Below are 15,322 nucleotides of genomic sequence, written 5' to 3'. Positions count from 1 at the left end.
AAAAGACTCTGATTCAACATAAAAAAAGTAAAGTAAGTACCATTCGGCGCTAGCCACCGTTATTACATTTCTGCTATTAACGATGATGGATACGCTGAATCAAATTCAGTCTGTGTGTCGCAGATGGAAAATAATCGTAAAACGGAATGAAAGGATCAAACAGTGGACCTGTTCTCATTCACTCTCGGATTTGTGGCAGGAGTGGTAGCGATGATCAGTTTGTCTTTTCTGTTTCGCATACTGCTCCCCTGGCGTCGTGCATTATTGTGCCATACTCATGTTAGCATTCTCCATATCATTGCCATTCGTTTACGCGGGCATCCCCCTGAGTTATTGATTGATACACTGGTGAAATTGAGAATGAATGACAGAACAGATATTAGTATGCAGCAGGTCGAACGATGTTATATTAAGAACAGACAAGCCAATCTGGATGCTTCCACACTCGCTGCACTGGTAGAACAAGAAGTGCAGGGGGGCAAGTAAATTTTCAAGCGATCCCTTTATCCTATTTCCGGACTACAGAACTGGTGAATCACACAAGAGCCTGTTACTCTATTTCAAACTAGGTTTTTCACCTTAACAGTCGAACTTAAACTGGAAATTCCTACGAATAATGTTTGCAGGCTTTGCCATCATCTCGATCCTGCTGGTGATTGCACACCTGCTTCGGTCCCGCATTCGCGTCCTGCAATACCTGCTGATTCCCGCTGGCTTTGTCGGTGGACACAGCACGGCGACGGCGGTGAGTGAATCGCTCACCGCGGGCGGCTTTGACGATGCACTGAGCTTGGGATACACCTTCGCGACGATCGGGCTGGAATTCTGTCAGCTGGGAAAATACGTTGATCGACAGATCATTCTCGCCCCCGCAATCGTGATCACACTACTGGCGATCCTCTGCTTTGGACTCTCCGCCTACCTCGTCGGCTGGGTCCGTACAGAATGGAAGCCGCTTTTGTGATATTGCATGTAGGGGCTGCCCTATGTGGCAGCCCGCGGTATCGACGTTGTTTATGTGTTGAGATACGTCGTTTGTTTCCGGTTCCGTTCCCAGAGTGTTTTGGGAATGAACATCGTTCGGCGGGCAGGCACATGGACCTGCCCCTACGAAAACGGGCATCGTTCCGGAGTGATGAAAATGCTCGTCTTCTTTCTCTTGTGTGCCACTGTCGGCTCGCCCGACAGTGCTTGTATACAGCCACCAAACTCCATTCAAAAACAAAACGAACAGAGCTATAGCTCACTCACCCAGCGCTTTCAAAACTTCTTTTGCATTGGCCCGGCCTCTGTGTGTCATGCTGATTTTTGCAAACTTGATTTTACCATCTTTACCGATCACGAACGTGGAAGGATATGCGGTCTCACGTTTGGCATCCCACCGCAGATTGTAGGCATTCGTGAATTTGTAATCTGGATCGATTAAGAAATGAAAGTTGTCCGGCAGACTTTGATCGCGAATAAATTCATCCGCGCGTTTTGCCAGATCTTGAGCCGCCCCGGGATAGACTAACAGGACAGATGCGTTCGCCTTTTTCAGCTTGGCGGCATTCGCAATAAACTGGCCTACCTGCCGCGTACAAACGGGACATTGATATTCCGGATAACCACGCAGTACCAGCAGCACCACGGGGCCCTTCTTGAGCTGATCAGAAAGTTTGGCCTGCTTGCCTGCGGGGGTTGCCAGTTCAAAATCTTTGGCCACATCTCCCACGGCTGGTTTTGCAGAATCCTTCGCTGCCGCTTGAACTTCCGTGTTGAGAGCACTCGGGACGAATAACGAAAGTGCCAGTGAGAAAAGGAAAAAACGCCGTACTGTTTTGATCGTGATCATGAAAGCGGCTCCTGATGGGAAATCAACATAGGGAGATATCTGCATATGATTGCCCGTGCGCTGGGGCAGTGGTGATATTAATATCATAGCAATGAATGCAGGGCGGACATCCTATATTCTGAATTTTATAATCAGAGCCGCTGTTCCACTTCAGTTTCGGCTTTGAGTGCCGCTGGATATTTCTGGAACACGTACCATTTAACCATAGCGTCTCTCATTCTGTTATACTCGGCCCAAAAGGCCTTGGAGACGCTACAGTAAACCTGGACACAGGCTAAGCCGACCCAGACTCCGGTCCGCGGCCGGGATAATTCGTATGCAGTGCTGCCATCACCCGTTCCACTTGCTGATCAAATACCGCGGGGTCTGTTTCCCAGTTTCTGAAATCAGCGGTTAATCGATCACAGAGGGCCGCTTTCTCTTGATGCTCCCACGTATCAAACAGATGCTGGTCCAGGCTGAGCGGAAGTAAGGAATGAATCAGGACCGTGTCTTTTTTGTATTGACGGTCTTCGTTTTCAAAAGCGTCTGCTATTTCCTGATTGACCCAGTCGCTGGTTAAGGAATGTTCTGAAGCACAGAGCAGCACTTTGTCCCAAATCTTCAGTCCCCGATCGGTGGGGGCTCCTGGTCCAGACGACTTTTGCTTTTCATCCAACCAGCAGCGAATTCCCCGGGCCTGTAGCGTATCATACAATCGATGAGCGAATGCAGAGTCTTCCGAACAGAAGCTGATAAAGCAGGAAAAGAAATCGACGGCGGTGCTGGCGAAATAACCAGTGACATGCGAAATTACGTCATCGGGGAGACCGCAACCCAGCAGAAACTCTTTTGGGATTTTCCCTTTAGACCACATGAGTGTATTGACGCCAATCGTACTGGGGCCCCAATGGTTGATCGTTTCCAGTTCCACGGCTCTGGATAAATCAACTTCGACCCAGAGAGTATTGCGCGAGTGGGCGCCGTTAAAAATGGCCTGTCTTAAATTCGCCCGATGCAAATTGGCCCAGCTGAGGTCGGCTCCGCTCAAATCGGCAAAACAGAGGTCGGCCTTTTCCAGATTGGCACCGACCAGATTCGCTCCGACGAGATCCGCACCACTGAAGTCAGCACCGACTAAAATGGCACCGCTCAGATTAGCGCCGACCAGATTCGTCTCGGTCAGGTCGGCTCCGCTTAAATCCGCACCACTCAAATCCGGTTTGACATCCGCATTCAGAGTCCGCCAGCGATCAATGGCCACTGCGCCCGAATTAAACACATCTACATACTCAGAATTCGCCACAACCGCTCTCCAGACTAAATGATGATCAACATGAGGCCCCCATTCTGACAACGAAACCCATTCTGTGCAATTGCCTACACAATCGATCTGCCGACTTAGTCCATACCCTGTTTGTGAAGTTTCTTTTAAAAACAGTGAAAATCCCATTGATTTGGCGAGTATCTGAGGCAAAGATCTCAATCAACAGTGGAGCCCCACGGTGGAGCCATAATTCCATTCAGGCGGAGCAGGGAACCGCGTCATAAAGCAAACGCGATCTCTATTCCGTTCGTGTCTTTCGTGCTGTTCGTGGTAGAAAAAAGTCCATCACTGCAGCACCGTCGGACAAGCCGAGCGGTGGCACACAATACCGGATTGAGAACTCGATCAATCAACTCGACCAGACTGGCAACTCTACCAGACTGCGTCGATTCAATCCCAGCCTTGAATCACAATCTTGCCAATGGAGCGTCCTGTTTCGAGCTTTTGATGTACAGCCCGCAGGTTCGCAGCGTTGATCGGCGAAAGCACTTCATTCGCTGTACTGCGAAGTTGACCGCCGTCGATCCACTTTGAGATCCGATTCAGCAGTCGATGTTGCTCAATCATGTCCGGCGTTTCAAACATTGATCGCGTAAACATGAACTCCCAGACAAACGTTGCCGATTTGGTTTTCATCATCGACTGTGCCAGCGGCTCTACGTTTTCCACGATCGAGACAATCTTGCCTTGAGGCCGAATCAGATCAACGGCGGATTCCCAGTGCTGGTCAGTATTATTGAACAGCGCGATCGAATCGACATACTTCAACCCCAGCGCTTCGATCTGTGGACGCAGTGGTTCATAATGACTGATCACATGGTCGGCCCCCAGTTCCTGCACCCACGCCGTCGATTCAGGCCGTGAGGCGGTCGCGATCACCGTCAGCCCGGCGAGTTTCGCCAGTTGAATCCCAATCGATCCCACACCCCCGGCACCACCAACAATCAACAGCGTCTCCCCCGCATTCGCTCCTTCGACATCCAGTTCCAGTCGATCAAAAAACGCTTCGTACGCTGTGATCGATGTCAGCGGAATCGCCGCCGCCTCTGCGAAATCGAGCGATTTCGGCTTCGAACCAACAATCCGTTCGTCGATCAGTTGAAACTCGGAATTACATCCGGGCCGCGTAATATCGCCCGCGTAGAACACCTCATCGCCTGGCTGAAACAGTTCCACATCTGGACCGACGGCTTCGACGATGCCCGACGCATCCCAGCCCAGCACTTTGGGGGAAGACTCCACGGTCTCTTTCGGCGCACGCACTTTCGTATCCACCGGATTCACGGCAATCGCTTTGATCGCCACCAGCAGATCCCGCCCGCCTGGTTCTGGTTGTTCCAGTTCCACATCCACCAGTGATTCTGGATCATCAATGGGTAGATAACGGGTCAGGCCAACAGCTTTCATATCAAGGCTCCTTTGCAGAGACGAAGTTCAAATATCATTTTTACAATGTCTCTCATGGTCTTACGAAAGCAGCTGTAAATCAAGTAACCGTTTGTGACTTTCGTGTTTTTCGTGGTAGTAAAAATAACAACAAAACGAATTTCGTATCTGGTGCCGGTTTAGAGCAGGACACCAATTCCATTGTCTTCGAGTCCCATGATTTCTCTCCAGCGGGCCTCGATCATCGCCGTATAAACATACATATCGACGCCATAATTGCCCAGGGCATAACCGTCATTTACTTCGACCAGCAGGGTTTCTCCTGCAGACGTGATTCCCCAGTCCATACTGCAGGCGACGGGGCAGCTTTCGAATGCGTCCAGAGCCGCCTGCATTCGAGTGGGGTCGGGGAACGCCAGCGGATCGCCTTGATAATTCGCAACAGTCTTGATGTGACCACGAAAGATATATGCCCGCCATTCAGTGACGAATTCCACTACTTCCTGCACCAGAACTTCCGTTGCACCGTCGACCGCTGCAGAGGGAATCAGGTCGCGGAATTCTTTGAAAACAGTGCCAGTGAATCGTTTGTGTTCGTACAGAGGCTTCACGTGGACCGGTTGCGTCTGCTCTGCTTTCTCAAACGGCTGTCGCACCTCATCGAGCGTGGAAGTCCAATACTTACGACCAATCCACGGCTTCAGGCAGTCCGGCAGTTCCTGCAGCTCAGGCAGAGAACGGTTGGCCCGTTTGATCGCCGCACGCACGGTTCCCACGCCACCTGCAACAATCGTTTCATCGGGATAGGTGAGTAACCCCCGGTCCAGAGCTCCTTCACAGAACTCTGGGTAATCGAAGCGCAGCATCTCATAACCCCGTTCCCAGAATGTATACGCAATTCGTTCCAGGTTAAGATAATTCGGATCTCCTTTTTGTCCCTGTTGCACATACGCTCGCATTGTGAACTCCAAAATGGAAAAAAGTCAATTACAGGACTGCTCTGTGTTAGATTAACTCTAAACGGGTCACTCAGGATTTAACCTTGCCCCCAAAACCACCTCGATCTCGAATGGTCGTTTCATGATGATGGAAAACGACATACTGTTGTTTCATGATCTGATCCACAATTTGCTCAAGCACAGAAGTAACAGTGAGACCATGACTGCCGTGTTTACTCCACTCGGCAATAGCTGAAGACAATATCTTTGAAATAAGGTCAATCAACTCTTGTCCTTGCGATGCAGTTTGTTTCGGCCAGGTCAGAGAATACTCCACTTCGGGAGAATCTGCATGCTTCTGAAGGTATACTTTTAGTTGTCGATCATTGATACTCTCTGCTTCATAGCGTGATGAAAATAGATACAGGATTCCTGAAACAACACCCTTGATAGGAAATTCCTTCTCAGATCGAGCCCAATCGTCGATTGAATCAAGCAGGAACTTTTCCGTCAGGTAAATTTTACGGTTCCAAGTCTGATCTTTATAATTAGATCTGATGCGATGCTGGAGTGTCATAGTGTCTGTTCCTATCTTCAGTCGGAGAGGACGACACCAGTGAAGCTGTTTGGGTTCAGTATTTTACGATCCATCCCGTTCGAGGTCAGCGACCTGCTACCCATTCCGATGGCTGACGAACACGGCAAAGGCAGTCATGTGACCGGGATGCCCCATCAATTCTCTCCAGCGGCTCAATGCGACGCGGGAAATCAGACTCTCGGTTTTTCAAAAAATGGACCTCGAAGAATGGCTTCGCTTACGTTGTCCTGTGAATTGTCGGGATTACGAGACCACGCCCGAATGGGCGATCTTCCACCTCATCGATCACGAGGCAGGGCACGCCTTTCAAATCTCATCACGCAAGGCCCGTTGGAATCGGTTGGAAGAATAACCTGCGTCACTACTCAGCTCCAGCCTCAAATCAAATGGTGCATCGGAAGTTTCATTTCGCCATATTGCTTTCCACAGTGAAAACTGATAGTACAGTGACATGTTAGCTCGCGATGAATCATCCTGTTCCAAGTGGAATACCTATGGAAATTATAACGCCGAAAGATCAGTTTCTAAACAGCCTTGACCGGTGTATGGAAAATGAGAACTTTATTCCCGCGTTTTATGATCGGTTTCTGTCAACGTCTGAGGAAATCCGTCATAAATTCCGACATACCAATTTTGAGCAGCAAAACAAAATGTTGCTGCGTTCGCTCCGCTTAGCAGCCGGCGCCACCTCCGGCGATTCCGAGGCACTGAAAGAACTGCGCGAGCGCGCCAGGACACACGATCGAGACCATCTGAGTATCGAGCCACCACTTTATGATATCTGGTTGAAAGCAGTCATCGAAACGGTTCAAGAGTTCGACGAAGAGTGGAACGAAACAGTAGAGAATACCTGGCGCACGACCCTCGGCTATGTCATCAGCTATATGGTCAAACGATATTGAAGACTCGGTTTAATGAATCAGCCCGCCCGCATTCATTTCGTGTTTTCGTGGAAGTAAAAACATAAAAGAGATCACGGTAGTCTGTGGCACTGTTGGCTTGCCAACAGTGATTTGGAAATATTTCAATCAACAGGATCAACAGGAAAAGTAGGGGTAGACCCATGTGTCTACCCGCTGTATCGACGTGATTTGTGTGAGGACCTGCGAAAGTTATCGCTGGCTCCTTTGCTTTCGTGATCCCTGATTGAATCTCGCCAGGCGGGCGGACACATGGGTCCGCACCCTACCTTTATTTGTTCGTTCCGTTGTGAGGAGATCACTTGGGTTCTCTGCCACTTCCTGTTGTCTTCGACAACTCCGAATTCCATTCGGGGTTACCCGATAAGTTAATTAAATGCGGGAGCATCAACTCCAATGTATTCCGTGAATTTTCGTGGTCGTAAAAAATCGTTACCCATCTTCCACCTTCCCCATCGCGGCACCAATTCCGCCGATTAGCGCCCCAGTAGTCACCCCCAGAGCAATCGGAATTCCAAACGCATACAGGGCCACCGGGTTTTTCGTCGTCATCGCATCTTTTCTTTGTCCTGAACCGGTTTTATGTCTCTGTTCAACAGAGATCGAAGCAGCCCAGCCTGCGGGAGTAAACGGGCTATATGCGATCGAAAACCAGAACAACAACAAAGAGCCTCCCAGCATCAAACCCAGGAATCCACCGGCGAAACCGAAAAATGCGATGGAAGAGAAAAGACTGCTCCGTTTCCCGACCGTTTTCCCGTTCCCTGTTTCCTTCGTCGTCCGTTCTTCCGGCTCATCCTGATGCTCAGCCTGTTTGTCTACAGACTTTTTTATTGAGGCTCGTTTTTGGATCACCGCGCCGACGAGAGCCAGTCCGACACCCACGATCCAGCCACAGTGCATCCACCACCGGAACGGTTCCGTAGAGGGAGCATGTTGACTGTCGGAAGTGATTTCATGAACGAGAAAGGTCCCAAATCCAAACAGGTTCGCACAAACAAGACCGCCGACCGCCATCGTCAACAAGAGACCGTAACTCTTCGCGAGCAGCTTACCAAGCGTTAACAGCATCGGCCTTCCTAACTTAGGGAATCAGTGACTGGGGATCGTTGAATAGACTATCGTCGCTTTCTCTATTTGGTTCTAACGTGAAATGTTTCAAAAAGGATCAATCCTTTTCGTGTGATTTCGTGCTTTTCGTGGTAGTAAAAAACGATTCCCGGTCACCCTCATAACGGCCAGTCGGCTCCGAAGCACTCTCGTTGAATCTCAGTCAGTTGTTTGATTCCCAATGTCGCCAGTTCCAGCTGTGCGTCCAGCATACTCCGATTGAAGGTCTGGCCTTCCGCCGTTCCCTGGACTTCAACGAAGTCGCCACTGCCCGTCATCACGACATTCATATCCACGCCGGCGGTACTGTCTTCAATATAATCCAGGTCCAGCACCGGTTCACCATTCACCACACCCACACTTACTGCAGCCACACTGTCTGAAAATACTTTTTTCGGATCGAAGATTTCCCCTTCGGCCAGTTGGCATGTTTCCGGAATCGCCAATACTGTGTCCAGCAGCGCCAGAAAACCGCCGGTGATACTCAATGTCCGCGTACCGCCGTCGGCCTGCAGTACATCACAGTCCACCGTAATCGTGCGTGGTCCCAAGGCACCGAAATCGACAACGGCTCTTAAGCAGCGGCCGATCAGTCGTTGAATCTCGCTCGAACGTCCGTCTGGTTTTCTGCGTTTCCGAGGAGACGTACTGCCGGGCAACATGTTGTATTCCGCTGTCACCCAGCCGCTCGGGGTTTCGTCGAATTTCTTCCAGGGGGGAACGCTGTCATCCAGACTGGCCGTACACAGCACCACCGTATCGCCGGCGGAAATCAGGATGCTGCCCGGGGTGGCTTTGGTGTATCCCCGTTCGACTTTGATGGGGCGAAGTTGATCGTTCTGGCGGGAATCGTGGCGCATGGGCTGTCCTAAATTCTGAAGAGTCTAATCGTTATCGATGTGATTTCAAATTTTCGTCAAAGTTACCACGCTTTGACCGTACATTTCAATGCAACCACCGCCGCTTTCTATTAAGATGAGTCTCATTGTTCGTTCTCACTCATTTCAGGAACCGTTTTCGTGCTGATCTCAGAAATCTTTCATTCACCGCAAGGCGAAGGCAAATGGATCGGGGTCCCCTCGATTTTTATTCGCACCAGTGGCTGCAATCTGCGTTGCTGGTTCTGTGACACGCCTTACACCTCCTGGAACCCGGAGGGCGACAAGATGTCGGTCGATGCGATCATGGAACACATCGAGCAGTACGATTGTGAACACGTCGTCGTCACCGGCGGCGAGCCGATGCTGAGCCACGAAATCGAATCGCTCACGCTGCGGCTGCATACCGCCGGCAAGGTCATCACCATCGAAACCGCGGGCACGATTCTGGCGGATGTCCACGTCGACCTGATGTCGATCAGTCCCAAGCTTTCGAACTCGATTCCCGTCAAAGATCCCGACTGGGCGCATCGCCATGATGCCCGACGCGATCAGCCAACCGTCATTCATGAATTGATCAAACGCCATCCTTATCAGATTAAATTCGTCGTCGATCAACGGGAAGACATCAAAGAGATTGAGGATTATCTAATCCGCTACCCCGAAATCAACCGCGAAAATGTGTACCTCATGCCGCAAGGCATCACCGCTGAGATGCTGGCCGAACGCATGCCTTGGATCGAAGAGATCGCCGAACAACTTGGCTGTCAGGTCACACGGCGGATGCACATCGAACTCTGGGGCAACGTCCGCGGCAAATAATCTGGGTATATAAACCGGGCAAATAATTCAGCCGTGAAAGATCGCTGCCCGCGCCTGCTGAATCCGTTCGACCGCCGCTTCTGATGTTTCAGCCAGCACCGTCAAGTGCCCCATCTTGCGACCAACCCGCGATTCCTGTTTGCCGTACAGATGCACTTTGACATCGGGAAAATTTCGTAACGCACTCCAGTCAGGCGGCCCCGCTTCCCAGTGATCGCCGAGCAGATTCGCCATCGCCGCCGGCTTCAGTGATTCCGTCGATCCCAAAGGCAGCCCGCAGATCGCTCGCACTTGTTGTTCGAACTGACACGTCACATGCCCGTCGATCGTCAGGTGGCCTGAATTATGAGGCCGCGGCGCGATTTCGTTAATCATCAACCGCTGATCGCCGGTCAGAAAGAACTCAACGCACAAGACGCCGACCACATCCAGATGCTCAAACACGGCCCGTGTGATGTCGACCGCTTCTTTGTTGACCGCGTCTCCCAGACCAGAGGGAAAGACCGAAATATCAAGAATATGATTCGCATGGTCATTCTTCATCGGCCCGTAATACGCGAACTCGCCGTCCAGTCCACGCACACCAACGACCGAAATTTCGCACGTATAATCAATAAACGCTTCGAGAACCGTTTCGTCCGCCCCAACTTCCTTCCACGCGGCTTCCGCTTCGTCGGGAGAATCAATCTTCACCTGCCCCTTGCCGTCATAGCCGGACGTCGCCGACTTCAACACAGCGGGAGTACCCAGCTCAGCAATTGCCGCTTTCAACTCGTCCAATGATCGCACCACCGCGAACGGCGTCACCGGAATCCCGGCGTCTCGCAATTCCGACTTCTCCCGAATTCGGTTCTGCGCGACGTGCAACACATTCGCACCAGGTCGTACCGGCGCGTATTTGGATGCGGTCTCTGTCGTTTCGGAAAGCACGTTTTCAAACTCGAAAGAAATCACATCTACCTTTTTTGCGAAATTTGCGACGGCGTCAAGGTCGTCATACTCGCCACAGACTTCGAGATCCGCGACTTGACCCGTGGGCGTTTGCGACTCGGGCGAGAACACGTGCACGTTATAACCCAGGCGGCGGGCTTCAATGGCAAACATCCGACCCAACTGGCCGCTGCCTAGCATGCCCAGCGTTGCACCGGGGGCGATCAACTCACTCATAATTCAGAATTTTCCAATACAGTGTCGGTCTGATTTTTACAGAAAGCGTGCATCTGTTTCCGCAGTTCGGGGCGGGAGTTACCCAGAATACGAATCGCCAGCAGTGCCGCGTTCTTCGCTCCCGCTTCTCCAATCGCCAGCGTCCCCACCGGCACGCCTCCCGGCATCTGTACGATCGACAATAGCGAGTCGAGCCCCTGCAGCGCCCGACTCTTGACCGGCACTCCTAGCACGGGCAACACTGTCTGCGCGGCGACCATACCCGGCAGATGGGCGGCTCCGCCTGCACCCGCGATGATCACTTCCAGCCCCCGTGCTTCCGCCTCCTTGGCGTATTCGTTCATCCAGTCGGGGGTGCGATGCGCCGAAACCACGCGGCACTCATGCGCCACGCCAAACTGTTCCAGAATGGCAGCCGCCTCTTTCATCGTATCCCAGTCGGATTGACTTCCCATGATCACGCCCACCAGCGGGGGACTCTTGTCTGACATAATGGAACTTTCCTGTTCAAGGCGATTGGCACCGCAGGGCGGCGATTTCTTAGCAAAATTGTGTTATTCCGGTTGGATGTGATCCCGATAATAATCAATTTGCTTACCTGATAGGAGTCTGCCATCCCCTTTTTTTGCAGGCTGCTCCCGACAAGTGCGTGTTCGTTTGACTTTCCGGGGGCTCTGGTCTAGTGTGAGGGACGATTTAATCATTCCCAGATGTGACAATATGAAAGGATCTTCTTATGGCACGCCCCGTAACATTATTCACCGGACAATGGGCCGACCTCCCGCTGGAAGAGATGTGTAAGAAAGCACAGGAATTCGGCTATGATGGCCTGGAACTTGCCTGCTGGGGAGACCATTTCGAAGTCGACAAGGCCCTCTCCGACGATACCTATTGTAACCGCAAACGGGAACTGCTCGAAAAATACGACCTGCAGTTGTTCTCGATTTCCAATCACCTCGTCGGCCAGGCCGTCCTCGATACCATCGACGAACGACACAAAGCCATCCTGCCCGAATATATCTGGGGCGACGGAGATCCCGCCGGCGTGAACGACCGTGCCATCGAAGAAATGAAGAACACGGCCCGCGCCGCACAGAAGCTCGGCGTCAGTGTGGTCAACGGTTTCACCGGTTCCAGCATCTGGCATCTGCTCTATGATTTCCCACCCACACCACGGACGATGATTGACGCCGGCTATCAACTGCTCGCTGACCGCTGGAATCCGATTCTGGATGTCTTCCAGGAATGCGGCATCAAGTTCGCCCTCGAAGTCCATCCCACGGAAATCGCCTTCGACATTTATTCCGCAGAAGCTTCTTTGAAAGCCCTCGACAATCGCGAAGAGTTCGGCTTCAACTTCGACCCCAGCCATTTGATCTGGCAGGGCGTTGATCCTGTTGAGTTCATTCGTTACTTCCCCGATCGTATTTATCATGCTCACATGAAAGATGCTTCGGTGACGCTGAATGGTCGTACGGGAATTCTGACGAGCCACCTGCCGTTCGGCGATCAACGTCGCGGCTGGGACTTCCGCAGCGTCGGACGAGGCGGCGTACGGTTCGAAGAAATCATCCGTGCCTTGAACGACATCGGTTACAGCGGCCCGCTCTCCATCGAATGGGAAGACATGGGCATGAACCGCGATCAAGGTGCCCGCGAAGCCTGCCAGTTCGTCAAGAACGTCGACTTCTCACCCTCCGACATCGCCTTCGACGGCGCCTTCGGAGACTGAAAACAGAGCTTCGGTTAGATCTGTCAAAACAAACAGGGAGAGCGCCCAACGTTCTCCCTGTTTGCATGCGCAGAGTGAAATCGGCGGGTGGTAGTGTTTGGCTCGTCCCAATACTGTTCGGCGGGTGCCACCTGTTGGCTTGCCCAACAGTGATGAGAGAGCTCCCCATTTTTTTACTACCACGAAAAACACGAAAGTACACGAAAAGCAGAGTAAAGGGCGGGGTGGTCCCGAATGCAATTCGGGATTGCCGCAGGCAACAGGAAGTGGCAGAGAAACCGACCCGTTTCAGAACCAGAATTCGATCCAGAAAAAAAGTAGGGTGCGGACCCATGTGTCCGCCCGCCTCGCGACATTCAGTCCCGTATTAGGATTGCAAAGGAACCAGCGAAACCGTTCGGAAAACATCACACAAACCGGATCAATCATCCCGTGTGCCACCTCGCGGTGCCTTCTTGAACAGAGTGCAGTCACTGCCCAGAATGAGCTTGTGCTGAATCGAACATGTACCCCGAGGGTTTCCTGCTCGCTGCGCTCGGCCCGAATTACATTCGGGCCTACCCATTGTGTGTTGTTTCTGGTAACAGATGTGCCTTGTCCCAACAGGAATGTGAAGTCACCATCCAATCCCTAATAACGAGGACCGATGTGTCCGCCCGCCAGTGAAATCTCACCCATCAAAAAACACCCCAAGAAAACAAAACCAACCCCACCCTGAGCGGCGCGGCACTAGCCGCCGTTTTGACAGACCACGAAAACGAAGATCAATTTTACCCCGTCTCCACTCACACCCCGAGATGAAAATTGTGAAGCTGATGGGTTGAGCAGGAGGGGAATAGACTTCATTATGCGGTAGACTCTAATCGATTATTCGATATCTACGTAAATTCTACAAATAAATTATGTGAGGCCATTCGGATCTAGCACCAAATTCTGCCCACACTAAGCAAATTATCAAAGAAATTAGAGCTTGAATTCCCATGTAACTGTTGAGCACAAGTGAGTATTTGGTAGGCTATTGGTAGTGCGACTACCAGAAAAATAAAGCAGGCACGCTTTATTGAAAGATACGGGCCGTGATTTACTTCAATTGTCCCCATTGTAACTACGCAATAAGGGTTCCCGAAAGTTCTGCAGGTAAAGTGGGAGCGTGCAAAAATTGTAGCCATGCAGTTCAAGTACCAACGATCCAAAGCGGAATTCAAGAGTCACTTACTTCGACTGCTCCCGTCACTAAATTCCCGGTTATGATTGACCGTGATATCAGAGAATCAAACGGGCGAAAGTATCTGATTGGGTTTTCCATTCTCATCCTATTGGCACTGCTCACCTCTCAATCGTTCCCCAAACCATCCGCATGGTTAGGGCAGATCTTATTGATCCTATGTGTCACCACATTCATTCCAGTCATTAAACAACATGTTCGCCGGTTGCTACACATTGATGAAGACAATGGTTGGCGAACTAAACTCAAATTGGGGGTGTTTGCGTTTATTGGAATAATATTATTCTCTGCTAGTTTGATTGGGTCTAGTCGCATAGCAGAAGCGACAAGAGTAGCCGAAGAGAAGTCCGCAGAGGAAGCGGCAAGAAAAGTTGAACTTGAACGTTTAACAAAAAAAGCAAATGAGAGAGTTGTCTCTGTTGTAAAGACCGCCGAACTTTATTGGCAATACAAAAACATTGCAAAAGTGGAAGAGACCCTTGATTCAGCCAGTAACATTCCGAACGCGACAAACTTTCAACCAATCCAGGAACTTCGCACTCGGATAGCAGACGCTCAAGTCAAGTCTTTGGTCTTAGAAGCTACAGGATTAATAAAAGCAGGTAAAGTTGACAAGGGAAGAGAAATCGTTTTAACGGCTCTTTCCATACCGCACGCAAGTAGTGTGTCTTACGTTAAGAAACTCGACGATCACATTTTAAATGCAACAGACCCAAAGCATAATCGCGATTTACTAATGAAACTCTCAGACAAAGAGTTTCAAGCGTTACAAAAAAACGGGATCATGCCGCAGCAATTCATTTCAGGGTATCAAGAACTTGACACTCGTATTGCCATCCTCACCAAAGCACATGTAGAAGACATTGTGGCTGAGCGTAAAAAACGCGAACAAGAACGGATTGAGCAACAGAGACTTGCTGCGATAGCCGCCAAAAAAGCAATGGAAGAACGCAAAGCCCGAGAAGCAGCCGAAGCGATCGTAAAACTCAAGAACGCTCGTGCGAAAAAAATCAAGGAAGGATTTAGTTCGTGGGATGGTTCACACCGAGGCCTGACTGAATGGATTAAAGAATCAATGAATGACCCTTCGTCGTATGACCATGCAAAAACGGTGTACTGGGACAGGACGGACCACTTAATCGTTCAGACAACATTTCGCGGCAAGAATGGATTCGGTGCGCTTGTCTTAAGCCGGATAAAGGCAAAGGTAGACCTGAATGGTAATGTGATCGAGGTTCTTGAACAGGAACCATAATTTTCAAAGCAAATAAAAACAAACAAAGTTTCCAGGAATCTTAAAATGGGGCGTGATTATCATTTGAATGTCTTTGTGATGGGAATCACAGGTTGAAAGGTTGTTGTTTTTATATCGCGTCGATCCACCTGATGGAGATGACGCGTGTGAG

The 15,322-nt window shown here is 50.7% G+C and carries 15 protein-coding genes; 6 read left to right on the top strand and 9 right to left on the bottom strand.

What is annotated here, in order from left to right; translation table 11 throughout:
- The first annotated feature begins 210 nt into the window (after positions 1-210).
- Both AAC022_RS25155 and AAC022_RS25150 read left to right on the top strand, forming a co-directional pair.
- Positions 211-486: a hypothetical protein gene (locus AAC022_RS25155; protein WP_339735696.1), complete on the top strand. Its 276-nt coding sequence runs from the start codon at positions 211-213 to the stop codon at positions 484-486.
- 130 nt (positions 487-616) lie between these two features.
- Positions 617-964, top strand: a complete 348-nt coding sequence (locus AAC022_RS25150) for a hypothetical protein (RefSeq protein ID WP_339735694.1) — start codon at positions 617-619, stop codon at positions 962-964.
- A 279-nt stretch (positions 965-1,243) separates the two neighbouring features.
- Here the strand turns inward: AAC022_RS25150 and AAC022_RS25145 are convergent, their stop codons facing one another.
- The 5 genes from AAC022_RS25145 to AAC022_RS25125 all read right to left on the bottom strand — a co-directional run bounded on the left by AAC022_RS25145 (position 1,244) and on the right by AAC022_RS25125 (position 6,041).
- Positions 1,244-1,834, bottom strand: coding sequence for a peroxiredoxin family protein (locus AAC022_RS25145; RefSeq protein WP_339735692.1), 591 nt, complete (start codon positions 1,832-1,834; stop codon positions 1,244-1,246).
- Between the two features lie 274 nt (positions 1,835-2,108).
- Complete coding sequence (locus AAC022_RS25140) at positions 2,109-3,119, bottom strand: toll/interleukin-1 receptor domain-containing protein (RefSeq protein WP_339735690.1); 1,011 nt, start codon at positions 3,117-3,119, stop codon at positions 2,109-2,111.
- A gap of 411 nt (positions 3,120-3,530) precedes the next feature.
- Positions 3,531-4,547 (bottom strand): zinc-binding alcohol dehydrogenase family protein, encoded by a 1,017-nt coding sequence (locus tag AAC022_RS25135; protein WP_339735688.1) that lies wholly within the window; start codon positions 4,545-4,547, stop codon positions 3,531-3,533.
- A 158-nt stretch (positions 4,548-4,705) separates the two neighbouring features.
- Positions 4,706-5,485, bottom strand: coding sequence for an ATP-grasp domain-containing protein (locus AAC022_RS25130; RefSeq protein WP_339735686.1), 780 nt, complete (start codon positions 5,483-5,485; stop codon positions 4,706-4,708).
- Positions 5,486-5,555: 70 nt separating this feature from the next.
- Positions 5,556-6,041 carry a hypothetical protein gene (locus AAC022_RS25125; protein WP_339735684.1) on the bottom strand — a complete coding sequence of 162 codons (486 nt, stop codon included), beginning with the start codon at positions 6,039-6,041 and terminating at the stop codon, positions 5,556-5,558.
- A gap of 515 nt (positions 6,042-6,556) precedes the next feature.
- Here AAC022_RS25125 and AAC022_RS25120 point away from each other — a divergent pair.
- Positions 6,557-6,964 carry a globin gene (locus tag AAC022_RS25120; RefSeq protein ID WP_339735682.1) on the top strand — a complete coding sequence of 136 codons (408 nt, stop codon included), beginning with the start codon at positions 6,557-6,559 and terminating at the stop codon, positions 6,962-6,964.
- A 450-nt stretch (positions 6,965-7,414) separates the two neighbouring features.
- Here AAC022_RS25120 and AAC022_RS25115 read toward each other — a convergent pair whose 3' ends face one another.
- Positions 7,415-8,053: a hypothetical protein gene (locus AAC022_RS25115; protein WP_339735680.1), complete on the bottom strand. Its 639-nt coding sequence runs from the start codon at positions 8,051-8,053 to the stop codon at positions 7,415-7,417.
- A gap of 158 nt (positions 8,054-8,211) precedes the next feature.
- A complete protein-coding gene (rph, locus tag AAC022_RS25110; protein ID WP_339735678.1) occupies positions 8,212-8,952 on the bottom strand; it encodes a ribonuclease PH in 741 nt (246 codons plus the stop codon).
- 159 nt (positions 8,953-9,111) lie between these two features.
- Between rph and AAC022_RS25105 the strand changes: the two genes are divergently transcribed.
- On the top strand, positions 9,112-9,792 hold the full coding sequence (locus AAC022_RS25105) for a 7-carboxy-7-deazaguanine synthase QueE (protein WP_339735676.1): 681 nt from the start codon (positions 9,112-9,114) through the stop codon (positions 9,790-9,792).
- A gap of 27 nt (positions 9,793-9,819) precedes the next feature.
- Here the strand turns inward: AAC022_RS25105 and AAC022_RS25100 are convergent, their stop codons facing one another.
- Positions 9,820-10,959, bottom strand: a complete 1,140-nt coding sequence (locus AAC022_RS25100) for a 5-(carboxyamino)imidazole ribonucleotide synthase (protein WP_339735674.1) — start codon at positions 10,957-10,959, stop codon at positions 9,820-9,822.
- A complete protein-coding gene (gene purE / locus AAC022_RS25095) occupies positions 10,956-11,450 on the bottom strand; it encodes a 5-(carboxyamino)imidazole ribonucleotide mutase (RefSeq protein WP_339735672.1) in 495 nt (164 codons plus the stop codon). Before purE ends, AAC022_RS25100 begins: the two co-directional genes overlap by 4 nt.
- Positions 11,451-11,695: 245 nt before the next feature.
- Between purE and AAC022_RS25090 the strand changes: the two genes are divergently transcribed.
- Positions 11,696-12,691 (top strand): sugar phosphate isomerase/epimerase, encoded by a 996-nt coding sequence (locus AAC022_RS25090; protein WP_339735670.1) that lies wholly within the window; start codon positions 11,696-11,698, stop codon positions 12,689-12,691.
- A 1,247-nt stretch (positions 12,692-13,938) separates the two neighbouring features.
- A complete protein-coding gene (locus AAC022_RS25085) occupies positions 13,939-15,171 on the top strand; it encodes a cell envelope integrity protein TolA (protein ID WP_339735668.1) in 1,233 nt (410 codons plus the stop codon).
- Positions 15,172-15,322: the final 151 nt, after the last annotated feature.

It is taken from the genome of uncultured Gimesia sp. (assembly GCF_963976445.1).
Lineage (GTDB): Bacteria > Planctomycetota > Planctomycetia > Planctomycetales > Planctomycetaceae > Gimesia.
The sequence above is the reverse complement of the archived record's forward strand: the minus strand, read 5'-3'. Positions and strand labels throughout refer to the sequence as shown.

Coding starts and splice junctions, on each gene's coding strand:
- AAC022_RS25155 (WP_339735696.1), top strand. CDS start 211: ATGATCAGTTTGTCTTTTCTGTTTCGCATACTGCTCCCCTGGCGTCGT.
- AAC022_RS25150 (WP_339735694.1), top strand. CDS start 617: ATGTTTGCAGGCTTTGCCATCATCTCGATCCTGCTGGTGATTGCACAC.
- AAC022_RS25145 (WP_339735692.1), bottom strand. CDS start 1,834: ATGATCACGATCAAAACAGTACGGCGTTTTTTCCTTTTCTCACTGGCA.
- AAC022_RS25135 (WP_339735688.1), bottom strand. CDS start 4,547: ATGAAAGCTGTTGGCCTGACCCGTTATCTACCCATTGATGATCCAGAA.
- AAC022_RS25130 (WP_339735686.1), bottom strand. CDS start 5,485: ATGCGAGCGTATGTGCAACAGGGACAAAAAGGAGATCCGAATTATCTT.
- AAC022_RS25125 (WP_339735684.1), bottom strand. CDS start 6,041: ATGACACTCCAGCATCGCATCAGATCTAATTATAAAGATCAGACTTGG.
- AAC022_RS25120 (WP_339735682.1), top strand. CDS start 6,557: ATGGAAATTATAACGCCGAAAGATCAGTTTCTAAACAGCCTTGACCGG.
- AAC022_RS25115 (WP_339735680.1), bottom strand. CDS start 8,053: ATGCTGTTAACGCTTGGTAAGCTGCTCGCGAAGAGTTACGGTCTCTTG.
- rph (WP_339735678.1), bottom strand. CDS start 8,952: ATGCGCCACGATTCCCGCCAGAACGATCAACTTCGCCCCATCAAAGTC.
- AAC022_RS25100 (WP_339735674.1), bottom strand. CDS start 10,959: ATGAGTGAGTTGATCGCCCCCGGTGCAACGCTGGGCATGCTAGGCAGC.
- purE (WP_339735672.1), bottom strand. CDS start 11,450: ATGTCAGACAAGAGTCCCCCGCTGGTGGGCGTGATCATGGGAAGTCAA.
- AAC022_RS25090 (WP_339735670.1), top strand. CDS start 11,696: ATGGCACGCCCCGTAACATTATTCACCGGACAATGGGCCGACCTCCCG.
- AAC022_RS25085 (WP_339735668.1), top strand. CDS start 13,939: ATGATTGACCGTGATATCAGAGAATCAAACGGGCGAAAGTATCTGATT.